Source organism: Halomonas sp. WWR20 (genome assembly GCF_054602495.1).
The window spans coordinates 168,401-184,946 of sequence record NZ_JBTRHR010000007.1 but is presented as its reverse complement, the minus strand read 5'-3'; the positions used below and the strand labels follow the sequence as shown (position 1 = coordinate 184,946).

Genomic DNA, 16,546 nt, shown 5'->3' with positions numbered 1-16,546 from the left:
GGCTGACATTATGGACGCGATCCAGAACCTGCTGGCGGTCATCGTAGTCCTTGGCCTGCTGATTACCTTCCATGAATTCGGTCATTTCTGGGTCGCCCGGCGCTGTGGCGTCAAGGTACTGCGCTTTTCGGTCGGTTTCGGCAAGCCGCTGTGGTCGCGTGTCGACCGCCATGGTACCGAATATGCTCTGGCGGCCATTCCTCTGGGCGGCTATGTCAAGATGCTCGACGAGCGAGAGGGGCCAGTGTCGCCCGATGAGCTCGATCAGGCCTTCAACCGCAAGAGCGTATGGCGGCGCATTGCCATCGTGGCCGCCGGTCCCCTCGCCAATTTCCTGCTGGCGTTGGTCGCCTATTGGGTGCTCTTCGTTTATGGAACCACTACCGTAACGCCGGTGATCGGCGAAGTGGCACCGGATTCTCCGGCCGCGCGCGGTGGGCTGACCCCCGGCCAGGAGATCGTGACCGTCAACGGGCATTCCACGCCTTCCTGGGAAGAGGTGAATCTCAAGCTGGTCGCCTTGATCGGCGCCAATGGCGAGCTGTCGATTGCCGTACGCGACCCCGATGAGAGCGTGACACGCGAGTTGCGCGTGCCGGTCAGCGACTGGCTGGTGCGTCAGGACCCGCCTCGCCCACTGCTCAGCCTGGGCATTACGCCGTGGCGCCCCGAGGTCCCGGCCGTGCTGGGGCAGGTGCTGGAAGAGGAACGCGCGGCTCAAGCCGGGCTGCAGCCGGGGGATCGTATTCAGGCGGTAAACGCGACGCCAGTAGAAAACTGGATGGATTTTGTCGAACAGGTACGCGAGCATCCCGAAACCGCGCTGACAGTCACGTTGCAGCGCAATGGGCAGCGCCAGAGCGTCGAGCTGATACCGGCCTCGCGCGAGTTGGAAAATGGCCAGACGGTGGGCTATATCGGTGCCGGTGCCCAGAGCGTCGAATGGCCCGAAGAGTCTCGGCGCAATATTAGTTATGGTCCGCTGGGGGCGGTGAGCCAATCGCTGGCCAAGACTGGCGAGATGACCGTGCTGACGCTGGATTCGATCCGCAAGATGCTGGTGGGGCTGATTTCTCCTTCCAACCTGTCGGGACCGATCACCATTGCCCGCATCGCGGGAGAGTCGGCCCGCAGCGGTCTGGAAAGCTTCGTCAGTTTCCTGGCCTATCTGTCGATCAGCCTGGGCGTGCTTAACCTACTGCCGATTCCGGTACTCGATGGCGGACATCTGGTCTATTACCTGATCGAAGTGGTGCGCGGCAAGCCGGTTTCCGATACGGCTCAGGCCTTCGGTTTGCGGATCGGTGTGGCCCTGGTGGGCACGTTGATGATCATGGCGCTGTATTTCGATCTGATGCGCTTGTAAGGCACGAGCAGGAGGCCTGACGTGAAGCGGGGCGCGCGGCGGTGCCGTGAAGCTCTGCCACGCTGGCCGGTATGGAACACGCGAGGCAGGCAAGGCGGAGCCTTGTCAGTGGCCCAAAGAAATGTATAAGGTGCCTGTCTACTAGCGGGCGGACTCCAGAGAAGCGAAGCGACTGCATGAAACTCAAGACCATCGGATTGGCGGCATTGCTGCTTACCAGTGCCCCGGCTGCGCTGGCGGCTCCTTTTGAAATTTCCGATATTCGCGTGGAAGGGCTGCAGCGCGTTTCGGCGGCCTCCGTGTTCAATGCGTTTCCGGTCAGCGCCCACGAGACGGTTGACGAACGTGAGCTCGCCGAAGCGGCCCGGCAATTGTTTGAAACGGGACTGTTCGACGATGTCCGGCTGGCCCGTGATGACGACGTGCTGATTATCAACGTAGTCGAGCGTCCCTCCATTTCCAAGATCGAAATCGAGGGCAATACGCAGATTCCCGAGGAGGATCTGCGTAAGGGGCTGCGCGAGTCCGGCCTGGCCGAAGGTCAGGTGCTGCAGCGCTCGACCCTCGAAGAGATGCAGCGTGAACTCGAGCGACTCTATCAGTCCCAGGGGCGTTACAGCGCGCGTATCGATACCTCGGTCGAGCAGCTCGAACGCAACCGGGTGCAGGTCAATATCGACGTCAATGAAGGTGCCGTCGCCAAGATCCGGCAGATCAATGTCGTGGGCAACGAGGCGTTTGACAACGAGACGCTGCGTGACCTGTTCGAACTCGAGGACACTCCCGGCTGGTTCTTCGGTTGGTTCTCCGACGACGATTATTCCCGCGAGAAGCTCTCGGGCGATCTGGAAACCCTGCGCTCGTACTATCTCGACCGCGGATACGTGAACTTCGCGATTACCTCGACGCAGGTCTCGATCAGTCCCGACAAGTCGCAGATCTTCGTGACCGTCAATGTCGACGAGGGCAAGCGCTACCGCCTCGATGAGATCCGCTTCGCAGGGGATCTGACTCTCGATGAGCAGGAGGCCCGCGAGCTGGTCAAGGCCCAGCCCGGCGAGTACTACTCGCGAAGCACATTGACGGAGGCCGCCGAAGCGCTACGTCTGAAGCTTGGCGCCGAAGGGTTCGCCTTCGCCAGTGTCGAGAGCGTGCCCGAGGTGAACGAGAGCGACAGCACCGTGGATGTGACCTTCGTTGTCGATCCGGGACGCCGCGCCTATGTGCGACGCATCAACTTCGTCGGCAACACCACCACGCAGGATGAGGTGCTGCGACGCGAGATGACCCAGATGGAGGGAGCGCCGGCTTCCACCGATCAGATCAGCCAGTCGCGCCAGCGTCTCGAACGGTTGGGTTTCTTCCGTCAGGTCGATGTGGAAACGCGTCCGGTGGCGGGCGAGCCCGATCAACTGGATGTGACCTACAACGTCGAAGAACAACCGTCGGGCTCGATCTCCGCCAGTGTGGGGTATTCGCAGACCGCGGGGGTGATCTACGGGGCTTCGCTGTCCCAGAACAACTTCCTGGGGACCGGCAATCAGGTCAATGTCGGCGCGCAGCGCAGCGATACCTATACCAGCCTGAACTTCGGCTTCACCGATCCGTACTGGACGCTGGATGGCATCTCGCGGGGCTACAACCTGTTCTACCGTGAGACGGACTACGAAGATTCCGATATTTCGACCTACTCCACCGATGCCTTCGGCGGCGGAATCAATTTCGGCTATCCCATCAACGAGCTGTCGCGGCTGAACTTCGGTGTGGGTCTCGAGAACCTGTCGCTGAAGACCTACTACGACACACCCGCAGAAATCGTCGAGTACACCGACGCTCAGGGCGAGGATTTCCTGACCTACAAGCTGACGGCGAGCTGGACGCGCAACAATCTCAACCGCGGCATCATGCCCACCGATGGCAGCTATCAGCGCGTGTCGCTGGAAACCGCCGTGCCCGGTTCGGATGCCGAGTACTACAAGCTGCGCTATCGCGGCCAGAAGCTCTTCGAACTCAACCCCGATTGGTCGGTGAAGTTCAGCACCGAATTGGGTTACGCCGATACGCTGGGTAGCGGGGATCCGTATCCGTTCTACGAAAACTTCTATTCCGGTGGGCTGGGGTCGGTGCGTGGCTATACGGGCAACACACTGGGGCCGAAGACCACGGAGCGCAACGAGGGCGACAACGATACGCTGGGCGGCAACGTGCTGGTCGAAGGCTCGGTGGAGTTGATCTACCCGTTCCCCTGGGTCGAGGATCGTCGTTCGCTGCAGACCAGCGTGTTCTTCGATGCCGGTAACACCTACCTCACCGAGTGCTACGACGTGCCAGAAGGCCCCGGCGAAAACTATACCTCGAGCTGTTCGAGCGGTGTGGATATGGGCGAGCTGCGTTACAGCGTGGGGCTGGGGCTGTCCTGGTTGACGCCGGTAGGGCCGTTGACCTTCAGTGTGGCGAAGCCCATCAATGCCGAGAGTGACGATGACACCCAGGTCTTCCAGTTCTCGCTGGGACAGACGTTCTAAGCGCGGGCTACATGAATCTTGAAAGGAGAAGTGGAATGCGTAAGTTGACCGGGGCTCTGTGTGTAGGCCTGCTGGGCGTCATGTCCTTGCCGGCGCAGGCGGCCGACGTGGCGGTGCTCGACTGGCGCCAGGCCTTGCTGCAGTCCGATGCCGCGCAGCGCTCGATGAATGAACTGAAGAACCAGACCAGCGCTCAGCAGCAGCAGGCCCAGTCGCTGGGTCAGGAAGTTCAGCAGCTTCAGCAGCGCCTGCAGAAGGACGGGGCGGTGATGTCCGAATCAGAGCGCGATGACCTGCAGCAGCAACTCATGCAGAAGGGGCGTCAGTTCCAGCAACTGCGTTCGCAGATTCAGCGCGCCCAACAGGAAAAGGAACAGGCGTTCCTGCAAAAGGCCAAGCCCAACCTCGACAAGGCCATCGAACGTGTCGTGGCCGAACATGATGTCCAGGTGCTGGTGGATCGTGACGCAGTGGTCTACAGCCAGGACGGGCTGGACCTGACCGAGGAGGTCACCCGAATCATCAATTCACTCAACTGAGCCTGAAGTGCCGGCGAACGCTGCATCTACGGCTTCGTGTTGCGCATTGCCACCGGCCAGGTAGTATGGCCGGTTAGAGCAGTTTCGCCTCCTGATGCTTCGCTTATACCGGACGAGGGCGGCGTGACGTGATTCACTTTGAACGGCAACGACGGAGTCCTGAGGGCACCCAGCGCGCCCGGTATTGTCCATGATGACTCGCAACCGTATCTCCTGCACGCTCGGTGACCTGGCCGAGCGATTGGGCGCCCACCTGGTCGGTGACGCCGATCGCGAGGTCAGTGGCTTGGCAACGCTAAGCGATGCCGGCCCGGAGGATGTCAGTTTCCTGGCCAACAAGGCCTATCTCAAGTACCTCGCGTCGACGCGTGCCGCCGCCGTGCTGCTGCATCCCGAGTTTGGCCCCGAGTCGCCCACGGCCCGGCTTGAACTCGCCAATCCCTATCTGGCTTATGCCGAGCTGTCGCGCCTGTTCGACCCGGTGGCCGAGCGTGCCGCCGCGGGAGTCCATCCCTCGGCGGTGATTGCCGACAACGTGCGTCTGGGGCGGAATGTCGAGGTTGGGGCGCTGGCGGTCATCGAGGCGGGGGCCGAAATCGGCGATGACGTGGTGATCGGGCCGGGCAGCGTGGTCGGCGCTGACAGCCAGATCGGCGCGGGCTCGCGACTGTATGCCAACGTGACGCTGTATCACGGGGTGATCATTGGCCAGCGAGCCATTCTGCATAGCAGCTGCGTCATCGGTGGCGACGGTTTCGGCTTCGCCCACGATGGCAGCCGCTGGCACAAGATTGCTCAGTTGGGCAGTGTCGTGCTCGGGGACGATGTGGAGGTGGGGAGTTGCTCGAGCATCGACCGCGGGGCGTTGGGCGATACCTGGATCGGTCACGACGTCAAGATCGACAGCCAGGTACAGATCGCACATAACGTGCAGATCGGCGACCACAGTGCGCTGGCCGGCTGCGTGGGAATCGCCGGCTCCACCCGGGTGGGGCGGCATTGCATGCTGGGCGGTGGCGCAGGACTGGCCGGACACCTGACCCTTTGCGATGGCGTACAGATCACCGGCATGAGCTTGATCACCAACTCCATCCACGAACCCGGGGTCTATTCCTCGGGCACCGGGGCCATGAGCAACAGCCAGTGGCGCAAGAATGCCGTACGCTTCAAGCAGCTCGATGAGATGGCGAAGCGCGTGACGCGCCTGGAGCGCAGGGCAAAGGACGATTGAGCTGCTGTCAGTCGGCAGTCGGGCCTGTATAATCCACGCCCGAGCCGGGAGCGGATACCCCGCCGACGCATGCCTGTCCCCGTGACGGGCATTTCGCTATTTTAGAGGTTGCACCGATGGTTATGGACATCAATGAGATTCGTGAGTATCTGCCCCACCGCTATCCTTTCCTGCTGGTGGATCGCGTACTGGAAATCACCCTTGGCGAATCCATTACTGCCTGTAAGAACGTGAGCATCAACGAGCCGTTCTTCAACGGGCATTTTCCTCACCATCCGATCATGCCTGGCGTACTGATCATCGAAGCCATGGCGCAGGCGTGTGGCATTCTGGGATTCAAGACGGTCAACAAGCTGCCCCGCGACGGCTATGTTTACTACTTGGTGGGCAGTGACAACGTACGCTTCAAGCGCCCCGTCATGCCTGGCGATCAGTTGCGTCTGGAAGCCAATGTCATACGGGCCAAACGCGGCATCTGGAAATTCGCCTGCCGTGGCACCGTCGACGGTGAACTGGCCTGTGAAGCCGAGATCATCTGTGCCGAGAGGAAAGTCGCTTGATTCATCCTACCGCCATCGTCGATCCCGCCGCCCGTCTGGCCGATGACGTCAAGGTGGGCCCGTTCAGCGTGATCGGTCCCGATGTCGAAGTTGGGGCCGGAACCGTGATCGGGCCGCATGTCGTGCTCAAGGGGCCCTGCCGTCTGGGCAAGCGTAATCGCATTTTCCAGTTCGCCTCGGTAGGCGAAGACTGTCAGGACAAGAAATATGCGGGCGAGCCCACCCGGCTCGAGATCGGCGACGATAACGTCATCCGCGAGAGCGTGACGCTGCATCGTGGCACTGTCCAGGATCGTGGCGTGACGACCATCGGCAACCGCAACCTGTTCATGGCCTACTCGCACGTCGGTCACGACTGTGTGATCGGTGACGACTGTATCATGGCCAACCAGGCCACGCTGGGCGGACACGTCATCATGGGCGATCAGGCGATTCTCGGCGGCCTTTCAGCGGTGCATCAGTTTTGCCATATCGGCACCCATGCCATGTGTGGTGGCGGTTCGATCATCACCAAGGACATTCCCGCCTACCTGATCGTCAACGGTAACCCCGCCAAGACGCACGGCCTCAACCTGGTGGGCCTCAAGCGGCGCGGTTTCTCGCGTGAGGCGCTCAAGGCACTCAGCGACGCCTACCGTGTCGTCTATCGTCAGGGGCTGACACTCGAGCAGGCGATCGAGACAATCGAGGCGCGTTATTCGATGCCCGAAGTGGAGGCTTTCGTCACTTCGCTGAGAGCCTCCACCCGAGGCATTACGCGCTAGGCATGCGGGTCTATCTGGTCGCAGGCGAGCTCTCCGGCGATATTCTCGGTGCCGGTTTGATGCGTGCGCTCAAGTCACGCCATCCGCACGTCGAGTTTCGTGGAATTGGCGGACCGCGCATGCTGGCCGAAGGCTTCGATAGCCTCTATCCGCTGGAGACGCTGTCGGTAATGGGGCTGGTCGAGGTCGTCAAGCACCTTTCCGCGCTGGTGAAAGTCCGCCGCCACCTCAGGCGTGACGCGCTGGCCTGGCAACCCGACGTCATGGTCGGCATCGATGCGCCCGATTTCAATCTCGGTCTCGAGAAGCAACTGCGTGCGCAGGGCATTGCCACGGTACATTACGTCAGTCCCTCGGTATGGGCCTGGCGCCAGGGGCGCGTAAAAGGGATTGCCCAGTCGGTGGACGCCATGCTGACCCTGCTGCCCTTCGAAGCGGCCTTCTACGCTGCACGCGGCGTGCCGGTGACCTTCGTCGGCCATCCGCTGGCCGACGAACTGCCGCTGGTCAATGATCGTCAATCGGCGCGTGAACGACTCGGCCTGGCGCCGCAGGTGCCGCTATTGGCGGTGCTGCCGGGCTCACGCGCCAACGAGATACGCTTTCTGGGCAAGACCTTTCTGGAGACAGTGCGCCAGTTGATCCAGTGCGTCGCGGATCTGCAGGTGGTGATTCCTGCCGCGACGCCCCAGCGCCACGAGGAGCTCGAGACACTGCTGGCGGCTTTCCCCGACCTGGCTCCGCGCGTCCACCTGCTCGACGGTCAGTCGCGCGAGGCGATGATTGCCTCCGATGCCGTACTGCTTGCCTCGGGCACGGCGGCGCTGGAAGCCATGTTGTGTCACCGTCCCATGGTGGTCGCCTACAAGATGGCCCCGGCCACGCACTGGCTGGCCAAGCGCATGGTCAAGACGTCGTGGATCTCGCTGCCCAATCTGATCGCACAGGAAGCGCTGGTGCCGGAGCTGATCCAGGATGCCGCGACTCCCGAGGCGATCGCCGTACCGCTCGCCACTTGGCTGGGCGATGTGAGCGCCCGCCAGGCCATGGAACGACGCTTCGCCGCCATGCATGCCGGCCTGCAGCGAGATGCCAGCGAGCGCGCCGCCACTGCCGTAAGTGCCCTGGCGCAAGGTCAGCCGCTACCCGCCGAGGGGAGGGAGGCGCGATGAGCGATTGGCCGCCTCTGGTCATTGATTACGATGGTCCGCATCTGGCGGGTATCGACGAGGTCGGGCGTGGTCCCTTGGTCGGGGCTGTGGTGGCCGCCGCGGTAATTCTCGATCCCGCGCGTTCCATTGCCGGGCTGACCGACTCCAAGAAGCTCTCCGAGAAGCGGCGCCAGGCCCTGGATGGCGAGATCCGCGACAAGGCGTTGGCATTCGCCGTGGCCGAGGCCTCGCCGGAGGAGATCGATGCGCTCAATATCTACCACGCCACGCATCTGGCCATGCGTCGGGCCATCGATGCGCTTGGCATACCCGCCGGCTATCTGCTGGTGGACGGCAACCGTCTACCGGGGCATCATGTTCCCGGTCAGGCGGTGGTCAAGGGCGATCTGCGCCATCCGGCGATCAGTGCCGCCTCGATCCTGGCCAAGGTGGCCCGCGACGCCCAGATGGTCGCGCTCCATCTGCGTCATCCCGAGTACGGCTTCGCGCGCCACAAAGGTTATCCCACGCCCGAGCATTGCGAGGCGCTCGAGCGCTTCGGGCCCTTGCCCGAGCACCGACGTTCCTTTGCGCCGGTGAGAAAACAGTTGGGTCTTTTCGATGCGGTGCCGTTGGCACAGCCCTGATCGCAACGTCCCGCTGCACTGACGCTTTGTCGTTTTACTTTTCCTGGGAGCTATGCTCCGACATTACCCGCGAGCCCGTCATGACAACGCCCTTCGTCCATTTACGCGTGCACAGCGAATACTCCCTCGTCGACGGCCTGGTGCGTCTGAAACCGCTGATCAAGGCGACCGCGGAAGCCGGCATGCCGGCAGTGACGGTCACCGACGAGAGCAATCTCTTCGGCTTGGTCAAGACCTACAAGGCGGCCCAGGGGGCGGGGCTCAAGCCGCTGATCGGTGCCGACCTGTGGCTGGAGAATCCGCATGATGAGGGTCACCCCTACCGGCTGACATTGCTCGCCATGGACGGCGACGGTTATCGCAATCTCACCGAGCTGATCTCGCGCGGCTGGACCCAGGGTCAGCAACAGGGCCTGGCGATCCTCAAGAAGGCGTGGATCTTCGAGCAGAGCGCGGGGCTGATCGCGCTGTCCGGAGCCCGCGAGGGCGAGATCGGACGTTTCCTGCTTTCCGAGCATGGCGAGGCGGCTCGCGGGCTGCTCGCTGAGTGGCAGCAGCACTTTTCTGGGCGCTTCTATCTGGAACTGCAGCGCACCGGGCGACAGTACGACGAGGAGTGCGTGCATCTCTCGGTTCGGCTTGCCGCCGAGACCGGGACACCGGTGGTGGCGACCAACGATGTGCGCTTCCTGTCCCGTGAGGATTTCTGGGCGCATGAGACCCGCGTATCGATCGGCGAGGGCAAGGCACTCGGCGACCCGCGGCGCGAACAGCGTTACAGCGAAGAACAATATCTCAAGAGCCCGGCGGAAATGGCCGAGCTGTTCAGCGACATTCCCGAAGCGCTGGAAAACAGCGTGATGATTGCCGCACGCTGCAACGTCGATGTGCGTCTGGGCGAGATCTTTCTGCCCGAGTTCCCGATCCCGGCAGGCATGACCCAGGATGAGTATTTCCGCAAGGTCTCCCATGACGGTCTGACGGAGCGCCTCGACCAGCTCTTCGAAGGGCCGGGCGCCATTTATGCCGGCCGCAGTCGCGCCGAGCACGAGCCCGCCTACCGCAAGCGGTTGGACTTCGAGCTCGATATCATCATCCAGATGGGCTTTCCCGGTTACTTCTTGATCGTCATGGACTTTATCCAGTGGGCCAAGGACAACGATGTACCGGTGGGGCCGGGGCGTGGTTCGGGTGCCGGCTCGCTGGTCGCCTATGCCCAGAAGATCACTGATCTCGATCCGCTGGAGTACGATCTGCTGTTCGAGCGCTTTCTTAATCCTGAGCGCGTGTCGATGCCCGACTTCGACGTCGACTTCTGCATGGAGAAGCGCGACAGCGTCATCGACTATGTCGCCGAACGCTACGGGCGCGATGCCGTGTCGCAGATCGTCACCTTCGGCACCATGGCCGCCAAGGCGGTGGTGCGCGATGTGGCGCGCGCCCAGGGCAAGCCGTACTCGTTGGGCGACAAGCTCTCCAAGCTGATCCCTTTCGAGGTCGGCATGACGTTGGCCAAGGCGCATGAACAGGAGTCCGCGCTGCGCGAATTCCTCGACGATGACGAGGAAGCCCAGGAAATCTGGGACATGGCGCTCAAGCTCGAAGGCATCACCCGGGGGACCGGCAAGCACGCCGGGGGCGTGGTGATTGCGCCGACCAAGCTCACCGACTTCTCGCCGCTTTTGTGTGACGAGAACGGCGCCGGGCTGGTGGTGCAGTTCGACAAGAATGATGTCGAGGAAGCCGGGCTGGTCAAGTTCGACTTTCTCGGGCTGCGCACGCTGACGATCATCGACTGGGCGTTAGAGATGGTCGACGTGGTGCGCAAGCGCGACGGTCAGGGGCCGCTGGACATCGCCAGCATTCCGCTGAACGACGCGCCGACCTTCGACATGCTCAAGAAGGCCGAGACCACCGCGGTGTTCCAGCTTGAATCGCGCGGCATGAAGGAGCTGATCAAGCGCCTGCAGCCCGACTCGCTAGAAGATATGATCGCCCTGGTCGCACTGTTCCGCCCCGGGCCGCTGCAGTCGGGCATGGTCGACGATTTCATCAACCGTAAGCACGGTCGCGCGGAAATCTCCTATCCGCACCCCGATTACCAGCACGCGCTGTTGAAGCCCGTGCTCGAGCCCACCTACGGCATCATCCTGTACCAGGAGCAGGTGATGCAGATCGCCCAGGTGCTGGCCGGCTACAGCCTGGGACAGGCCGACATGCTGCGCCGGGCGATGGGCAAGAAGAAGCCCGAGGAGATGGCCAAGCAGCGCGCCGGTTTCATGGAGGGCTGCGCGGCCAATGGCATCGACAAGGAGCTGGCGGGCAATATCTTCGACCTGGTGGAGAAGTTCGCCGGGTACGGCTTCAACAAGTCGCACTCGGCGGCCTACGGTCTGGTGTCCTATCAGACCGCCTGGCTGAAGGCGCATTATCCGGCGCCGTTCATGGCTGCGGTGCTTTCCACCGAGATGCAGAACATCGACAAGGTGGTGCCGCTGATCGAGGAGTGTCGCCACCTGGGGCTGACGGTCACGCCGCCTGACGTCAATATCGGTGCCTACAAGTTCACCGTCGATGACGAGGGTCGGGTGGTCTATGGGCTGGGGGCGATCCGCGGCGTCGGTGAAGGCCCCATCGGGGCGATTGTCGAGGCGCGCAGCACCGACGGGCCGTTTACCGACCTGTTCGATTTCTGTCGCCGGGTCGACAGCAAGCGTATGAACAAGCGCACCCTGGAGGCACTGATCCGTTCCGGTGCGGTGGATACATTGGGGCCGTCGCGCGCAGTGCTGATGGCCTCGCTGGAAGCGGCGCTCAAGGCCGCATCCCAGAGCCACGCCAACGCCAGCCTGGGGATGCTGGACATGTTCGGCGAGGCCTTTGCCGAGCCCGAGAGCGGCGATGTGTATGCCGACTACCTTGCAGCTCGCGAATGGACCGACAAGGAGCGTCTGGCCGGCGAGAAGGAAACGCTGGGACTCTATCTTACCGGCCACCCCATCGACGAATACGAGCATGAACTCAAGCGCTTCGTCGGTTCACGTATTTCCGATCTCAAGCCCTCGCGTGAGCCTCAGCGTGTCGCAGGGCTGGTGGTCGCCATGCGCACCATGAAATCCAAGCGTGGCGATACCATGGCCTTCGTGACCCTGGACGATCGGACCGGCCGTATCGAGGCGTCGCTGTTCGGCGAGCTGTTCGATCAGGTGCGGAACAAGCTGGGAGCCGATCAGGTGTTGATCGTCGAAGGGGAGGTCAGTTCCGATGACTACTCCGGCGGGTTGCGCCTGCGCGGCAAGGACATTACACCGATGGTCGATGCGCGGGCCCGCTATGGCGAGGCGGTGGAGGTATCGGTGGATGGCGCGCGGCTTAACGGTCGCTTCTCGCGTAGCCTGCGTGATAGCCTGACGCCCTGGCTTGATGCCCAGGGGCTGCCGGTGCGCGTGAAATATCGCAACACCCAGGCCAGCGGCTGGCTCGAACTCGACGAGAACTGGAAGGTCGCACCCTCCGATGAGCTGATGATCGCCTTGCGCGAAGTCGAGGGGCAGGATGGCGTTCGGCTCAAATATCGGGGCTGAACGCGACGGGAACACGCCTTGCGTGAAGCTGTCAGGGTGAGATAATGCGCGGTTATGTACGCACGTGTTCCACGCTTGATTAACGCTTTGCAGCTGTGGCCTCCAGGCTGCTCACTTTCAAATAAGCAGAAACTCTATGAATCCCAACTATTTGGACTTTGAACAGCCGGTTGCCGAACTGCAAGCCAAGATCGAAGAGCTGCGGCTGGTCGGCAACGACAGCAAGATCAGCCTGAGCGAGGAGATCGCCAGGCTCGAGGAGAAAAGCCATAAACTGACCGAGCAGATCTTTCGCGATCTGTCCGCCTGGCAGGTGTCACAATTGTCGCGACACCCCCAGCGCCCTTATACGCTGGATTATCTCGATTACGTGTTTACCGACTTCGACGAGCTGCATGGCGATCGGCACTTCGCCGACGATGCGGCCATCGTCGGCGGCGTGGCGCGGCTCGATGACGAACCGGTGATGATCATCGGTCATCAGAAAGGGCGCGATGTGAAGGAGAAGGTCCGCCGCAATTTCGGCATGCCGCGTCCGGAAGGCTATCGCAAGGCCTGTCGCCTGATGGAGATGGCCGAACGCTTCAGGATGCCGGTGCTGACATTCATCGACACGCCCGGGGCCTATCCGGGGATCGATGCCGAAGAGCGTGGGCAGAGCGAGGCCATTGCCTACAATCTGGCGGTGATGTCGCGCCTGAGGACGCCGATCGTGGCGACGGTCGTCGGCGAAGGCGGTTCCGGCGGAGCGCTGGCGATCGGGGTCTGCGACGAACTGCAGATGTTGCAGTACTCCACCTACTCGGTGATCTCCCCCGAAGGTTGCGCCTCGATCCTGTGGAAGAGTGCCGATAAGGCCTCCGAAGCGGCGCATGCCATGGGCATTACCGCCGGGCGCCTGCAGGAACTGGGATTTGTCGATACCCTGATCGAGGAACCGCTCGGTGGCGCCCATCGGCATCCCCGCGATACCGCCGAACGGGTCAGGAATGCCCTGCGCGAAAGCCTGGAACGGCTCAAGGGTATGGAGACCGACGCCTTGTTGGCGCGGCGCTATGAGCGTCTGATGAGCTACGGTGCTCCGCTCTGACGCACAGAGACAGAGCGGCATGGAAAAAGGCCTCGCAGCGCACCGATAGTCCTTGTTCGCCGTGCCAGGCTTTTTCCATCCGCCGCGCATTGAGTGGGCCGCTCGATACGAAGTTGGCCCTCATCTATCGCGGATCCTGCCTATAGAAAGTTCATCATGTCTCTTCCGTCGCTGATCGCCCAGGCTTTATCGGCTACGCCTGGCGAGCGTCCGCTCTGGATCGCGCTATCCGGCGGACTGGATTCCTCGATGCTGCTTTACTTGACCGTCCAGGCGGCACGACGCTACCCGCGGGCGGTCTATGCGTTGCATGTCAATCACGGCCTGCAAACCGCAGCGGAGAACTTCGAACACCATTGCCGTGTGCTTTGCTCGCGTCTCGGTGTGCCGCTGTTCATCGAGCATGTGAAGGTCGCGCGGGCCGGGCAGGGCATCGAAGCGGCGGCGCGTGAGGCCCGTTATGCGGCCTTTGCCCGACGTGTACATGCCGGCGAGACGCTGTGGCTGGCCCAGCACCGTGACGACCAGGCCGAGACGCTGCTGCTGGCGGCATTGCGCGGCAGTGGGACGCGCGGGCTGGCGGCGATGCCAGAATCGCGCAATTGGCACGGGCGGCAACTGGTGCGGCCGCTACTCTCGGCCTCACGCGCCGAACTATGCCATATGGCTCGCTCGTGCGGGGTCGTCTGGGTCGACGACCCCACCAACCGTGATGAATCGCTCGACCGTAACTACCTGCGCCAGCGCGTGATGCCGCTGCTGGAAGCGCGCTGGCCGCATGCCTCGGCGTCGCTGGCACGATCTTCGGTCCTGGTCGGTGAGAGTGATGCGCTGCTTGGCGAACTGGCCGAACAGGATCTGGCCGGCGCAGGCGGAGATCCGGCCTGTATTGGCGTCGCGTCACTGCAGACGCTGTCGTTACCGCGTCAGCGTTTACTGGTTCGTCATGCCTTGACGCAGTTGGGGCTCGCCATGCCGCCCGCGGCACGCCTGGAGACGTTGCTGGCGCAATTGCATGCCGGCGCTGACGCCGAAGTGCACGTGGCCTGGCCCGGCGGCGAAGCGCGGTTGTGGCGTGGTGCGCTCCACCTGATGGCCGCGTTGCCGGCAGTGCCGGACGACTGGCGTAGCGAGTGGGACGGGAGCACGCCCATTCCTACGCCACTGGGAGCGCCCGGCTGGCAGATCAGCCGGGCCGATGCTACCGCCGTTGCCTTGACTCTGGGCGTACGCCGGGGCGGAGAGCGGCTGCGGCTTGCCGGGCGGGGCAGCCGCGACGTCAAGCGTCTGCTGCAGGAGCACAACGTGCCGCCTTGGCAGCGAAAGCGGCTGCTGCTCGTCTGGCAGCACGAGACACTGGTCGCCGTATTGGGCGTTGCCGTGGCCGAAGGCTGGCGGATGCTGCCCATGCCCGCCCCGGCACGCACGTAAGCGCGAGGCGCTGATGGCGATGCCAGACCCGTTGCGGAGCCCCCCTGTTCGGAAAGCGACATGCGTACAGAAGCGCACATACCGCGGTCCATGGTCTACTCGGCAATGACCAGCTCGAATCCCGCCGCTTTTTGATAATCGACTTCCTGCTCGAGCTCGCTCAGCAGTAGAGGATTGCGCAGCGTCTCGGGCAGGAACAGGATGAGCTTGTCACCCTCGATGCTCAGATCTCCGCCCATATGAGGCTGTTCAGGACGCGAATGGTTGAGAATCACTGCCAGCCGCAGCAGCCTGGCCAGTCGCGCATACCGTGGACGCACGGCGGTGGGCAGGGCGTCGAGCTCCTTGGCAGGGAACTTGCGCCGATGTGCACGGACCAGGAAGGCCAGAGCCTGTTGTTCGGGGCGGGAAAACCCCGGCAGGTCGGAGTGCTCGAGCAGATACGCTCCGTGGCGATGAAACTGGCTATGCGAGATTGCCAGACCGATTTCGTGCAACTCGGCGCTCCAGATCAGGAACTGGCACTGTTCAGGGCTCAGCGACCAGGCATCGCGGACCTGCTCGAACATGCGTTTTGCCGTGGCACTGACATTCTCCGCCTGGCGGGTATCGACGCCGTAGCGTCGGCGCAGCGTGGCCAGTGCCGGATGACGCGAATCCTCGGGAGTGTTGCGGCCCACCAAGTCATAGAGCACGCCTTCGCGAAGCGCACCGTCGGAGTAGCGCATGTATTCAAGGTCGAAGGCCTCGAAGATGGCGCACAGAATTGCCACTCCGGCCGGAAAGACCTTGGCGCGATCCGCCTTGAGCCCTTCCAGGGCGACCTTTTCGAGCTGCTTGTGCTTCAATAGCTGCTTGCGCAGCGATAGCAGGGCTTCACGCCGAATCGTGCCGTCGTTGCTCTGGCCGTCGGCTTCCAGCACGCTGGCCACGGCCTTGATGGTGCCGCTAGAGCCGACCGGGTCGTGCCAGCCCAGTTCGAGGTAGGGCCGGGCAATGTTGGCCAGCTCGGACAGCGCGGCCAGCTCCGCTTGGCGAAAGCGTTTCTCACTGATTTCACCGTTGGCAAAGAAGCGCCGGGTGAATGCGACGCAGCCCATGTCCAGGCTCTCCAGCGCCAACGGTTCGAAGCGCTCGCCGATGATGAATTCGGTCGAGCCGCCGCCGATATCGACGATCAGGCGTCTGCCATGGACGTCGGCCAGGGCATGGGCGGCGCCTAGATAGATCAGGCGAGCCTCTTCGCGTCCGGCAATGATCTCGATGGGATGCCCGATGACCGCCTCGGCACGGTCGATCAACTGTTGACTGTTACCGGCGGAGCGTAGGGCATTGGTGCCCACCACCCGTACCTCGGCGGCGTCGATGCCGTCGAGAAAGGGCGCGAACTGTCCCAGGCAATCGAGGGCACGCTGCATGGCCGCCTCGGTCAGCAGGTTGTGCTCATCCAGGCCGGCCGCCAGCTGCACTTTCTCACCCAGCTTGGCGACGACCTGCAATTGCCCTTCATGATAGTTGGCCACCAGCAGATGAAAGCTGTTCGATCCCAGATCGATGGCGGCCAGGCGCCTCGGTGAGGCTGCGGCTGTATCGGTCCCGCTCATGCGTGGTTCCTTCACTCAGAGTTGCTGCAAAGGTTGCGGGGCGCCTGGGGGCTT

At 62.8% G+C, this 16,546-nt stretch carries 12 protein-coding genes; 11 read left to right on the top strand and 1 reads right to left on the bottom strand.

Annotation, left to right across the window (positions count from 1 at the left end):
* Positions 1-10 precede the first annotated feature (10 nt).
* From rseP to tilS, 11 genes are all read left to right on the top strand, one after another.
* Entirely contained in the window at positions 11-1,366 is a 1,356-nt protein-coding gene (gene rseP / locus ACW4DH_RS14375; protein WP_459637082.1) for a sigma E protease regulator RseP, read from the top strand.
* Between the two features lie 176 nt (positions 1,367-1,542).
* Positions 1,543-3,891: an outer membrane protein assembly factor BamA gene (gene bamA, locus ACW4DH_RS14370; RefSeq protein ID WP_459637081.1), complete on the top strand. Its 2,349-nt coding sequence runs from the start codon at positions 1,543-1,545 to the stop codon at positions 3,889-3,891.
* A gap of 35 nt (positions 3,892-3,926) precedes the next feature.
* On the top strand, positions 3,927-4,430 hold the full coding sequence (locus ACW4DH_RS14365; RefSeq protein ID WP_459637080.1) for an OmpH/Skp family outer membrane protein: 504 nt from the start codon (positions 3,927-3,929) through the stop codon (positions 4,428-4,430).
* 193 nt (positions 4,431-4,623) lie between these two features.
* The gene (gene lpxD, locus ACW4DH_RS14360) at positions 4,624-5,661 is read left to right on the top strand and encodes a UDP-3-O-(3-hydroxymyristoyl)glucosamine N-acyltransferase (RefSeq protein ID WP_459637194.1); all 1,038 of its coding nucleotides are present in this window, start codon (positions 4,624-4,626) and stop codon (positions 5,659-5,661) included.
* 116 nt (positions 5,662-5,777) lie between these two features.
* Positions 5,778-6,221 (top strand): 3-hydroxyacyl-ACP dehydratase FabZ, encoded by a 444-nt coding sequence (gene fabZ, locus ACW4DH_RS14355; RefSeq protein ID WP_459637079.1) that lies wholly within the window; start codon positions 5,778-5,780, stop codon positions 6,219-6,221.
* Positions 6,218-6,985, top strand: a complete 768-nt coding sequence (gene lpxA, locus ACW4DH_RS14350; RefSeq protein WP_459637078.1) for an acyl-ACP--UDP-N-acetylglucosamine O-acyltransferase — start codon at positions 6,218-6,220, stop codon at positions 6,983-6,985. The genes fabZ and lpxA overlap by 4 nt, the downstream gene beginning before the upstream one ends.
* Before the next feature lie 2 nt (positions 6,986-6,987).
* Positions 6,988-8,157 carry a lipid-A-disaccharide synthase gene (gene lpxB / locus ACW4DH_RS14345; RefSeq protein ID WP_459637077.1) on the top strand — a complete coding sequence of 390 codons (1,170 nt, stop codon included), beginning with the start codon at positions 6,988-6,990 and terminating at the stop codon, positions 8,155-8,157.
* A complete protein-coding gene (gene rnhB, locus ACW4DH_RS14340; RefSeq protein WP_459637076.1) occupies positions 8,154-8,783 on the top strand; it encodes a ribonuclease HII in 630 nt (209 codons plus the stop codon). The genes lpxB and rnhB overlap by 4 nt, the downstream gene beginning before the upstream one ends.
* Before the next feature lie 80 nt (positions 8,784-8,863).
* Positions 8,864-12,367, top strand: a complete 3,504-nt coding sequence (dnaE, locus tag ACW4DH_RS14335; RefSeq protein ID WP_459637075.1) for a DNA polymerase III subunit alpha — start codon at positions 8,864-8,866, stop codon at positions 12,365-12,367.
* Positions 12,368-12,503: 136 nt separating this feature from the next.
* Complete coding sequence (locus ACW4DH_RS14330) at positions 12,504-13,457, top strand: acetyl-CoA carboxylase carboxyltransferase subunit alpha (RefSeq protein ID WP_459637074.1); 954 nt, start codon at positions 12,504-12,506, stop codon at positions 13,455-13,457.
* 156 nt (positions 13,458-13,613) lie between these two features.
* Positions 13,614-14,888 (top strand): tRNA lysidine(34) synthetase TilS, encoded by a 1,275-nt coding sequence (gene tilS / locus ACW4DH_RS14325; protein WP_459637073.1) that lies wholly within the window; start codon positions 13,614-13,616, stop codon positions 14,886-14,888.
* 95 nt (positions 14,889-14,983) lie between these two features.
* Here the strand turns inward: tilS and ppx are convergent, their stop codons facing one another.
* Positions 14,984-16,492: an exopolyphosphatase gene (gene ppx, locus ACW4DH_RS14320; protein WP_459637072.1), complete on the bottom strand. Its 1,509-nt coding sequence runs from the start codon at positions 16,490-16,492 to the stop codon at positions 14,984-14,986.
* Between the last annotated feature and the right edge of the window lie 54 nt (positions 16,493-16,546).

What these genes read in the sequence shown, in the direction of transcription:
- dnaE (WP_459637075.1), top strand. Translation starts at nt 8,864, where the DNA reads ATGACAACGCCCTTCGTCCATTTACGCGTGCACAGCGAATACTCCCTC.
- ACW4DH_RS14365 (WP_459637080.1), top strand. Translation starts at nt 3,927, where the DNA reads ATGCGTAAGTTGACCGGGGCTCTGTGTGTAGGCCTGCTGGGCGTCATG.
- lpxD (WP_459637194.1), top strand. Translation starts at nt 4,624, where the DNA reads ATGACTCGCAACCGTATCTCCTGCACGCTCGGTGACCTGGCCGAGCGA.
- fabZ (WP_459637079.1), top strand. Translation starts at nt 5,778, where the DNA reads ATGGTTATGGACATCAATGAGATTCGTGAGTATCTGCCCCACCGCTAT.
- rnhB (WP_459637076.1), top strand. Translation starts at nt 8,154, where the DNA reads ATGAGCGATTGGCCGCCTCTGGTCATTGATTACGATGGTCCGCATCTG.
- tilS (WP_459637073.1), top strand. Translation starts at nt 13,614, where the DNA reads ATGTCTCTTCCGTCGCTGATCGCCCAGGCTTTATCGGCTACGCCTGGC.
- rseP (WP_459637082.1), top strand. Translation starts at nt 11, where the DNA reads ATGGACGCGATCCAGAACCTGCTGGCGGTCATCGTAGTCCTTGGCCTG.
- ppx (WP_459637072.1), bottom strand. Translation starts at nt 16,492, where the DNA reads ATGAGCGGGACCGATACAGCCGCAGCCTCACCGAGGCGCCTGGCCGCC.
- lpxB (WP_459637077.1), top strand. Translation starts at nt 6,988, where the DNA reads ATGCGGGTCTATCTGGTCGCAGGCGAGCTCTCCGGCGATATTCTCGGT.
- ACW4DH_RS14330 (WP_459637074.1), top strand. Translation starts at nt 12,504, where the DNA reads ATGAATCCCAACTATTTGGACTTTGAACAGCCGGTTGCCGAACTGCAA.
- bamA (WP_459637081.1), top strand. Translation starts at nt 1,543, where the DNA reads ATGAAACTCAAGACCATCGGATTGGCGGCATTGCTGCTTACCAGTGCC.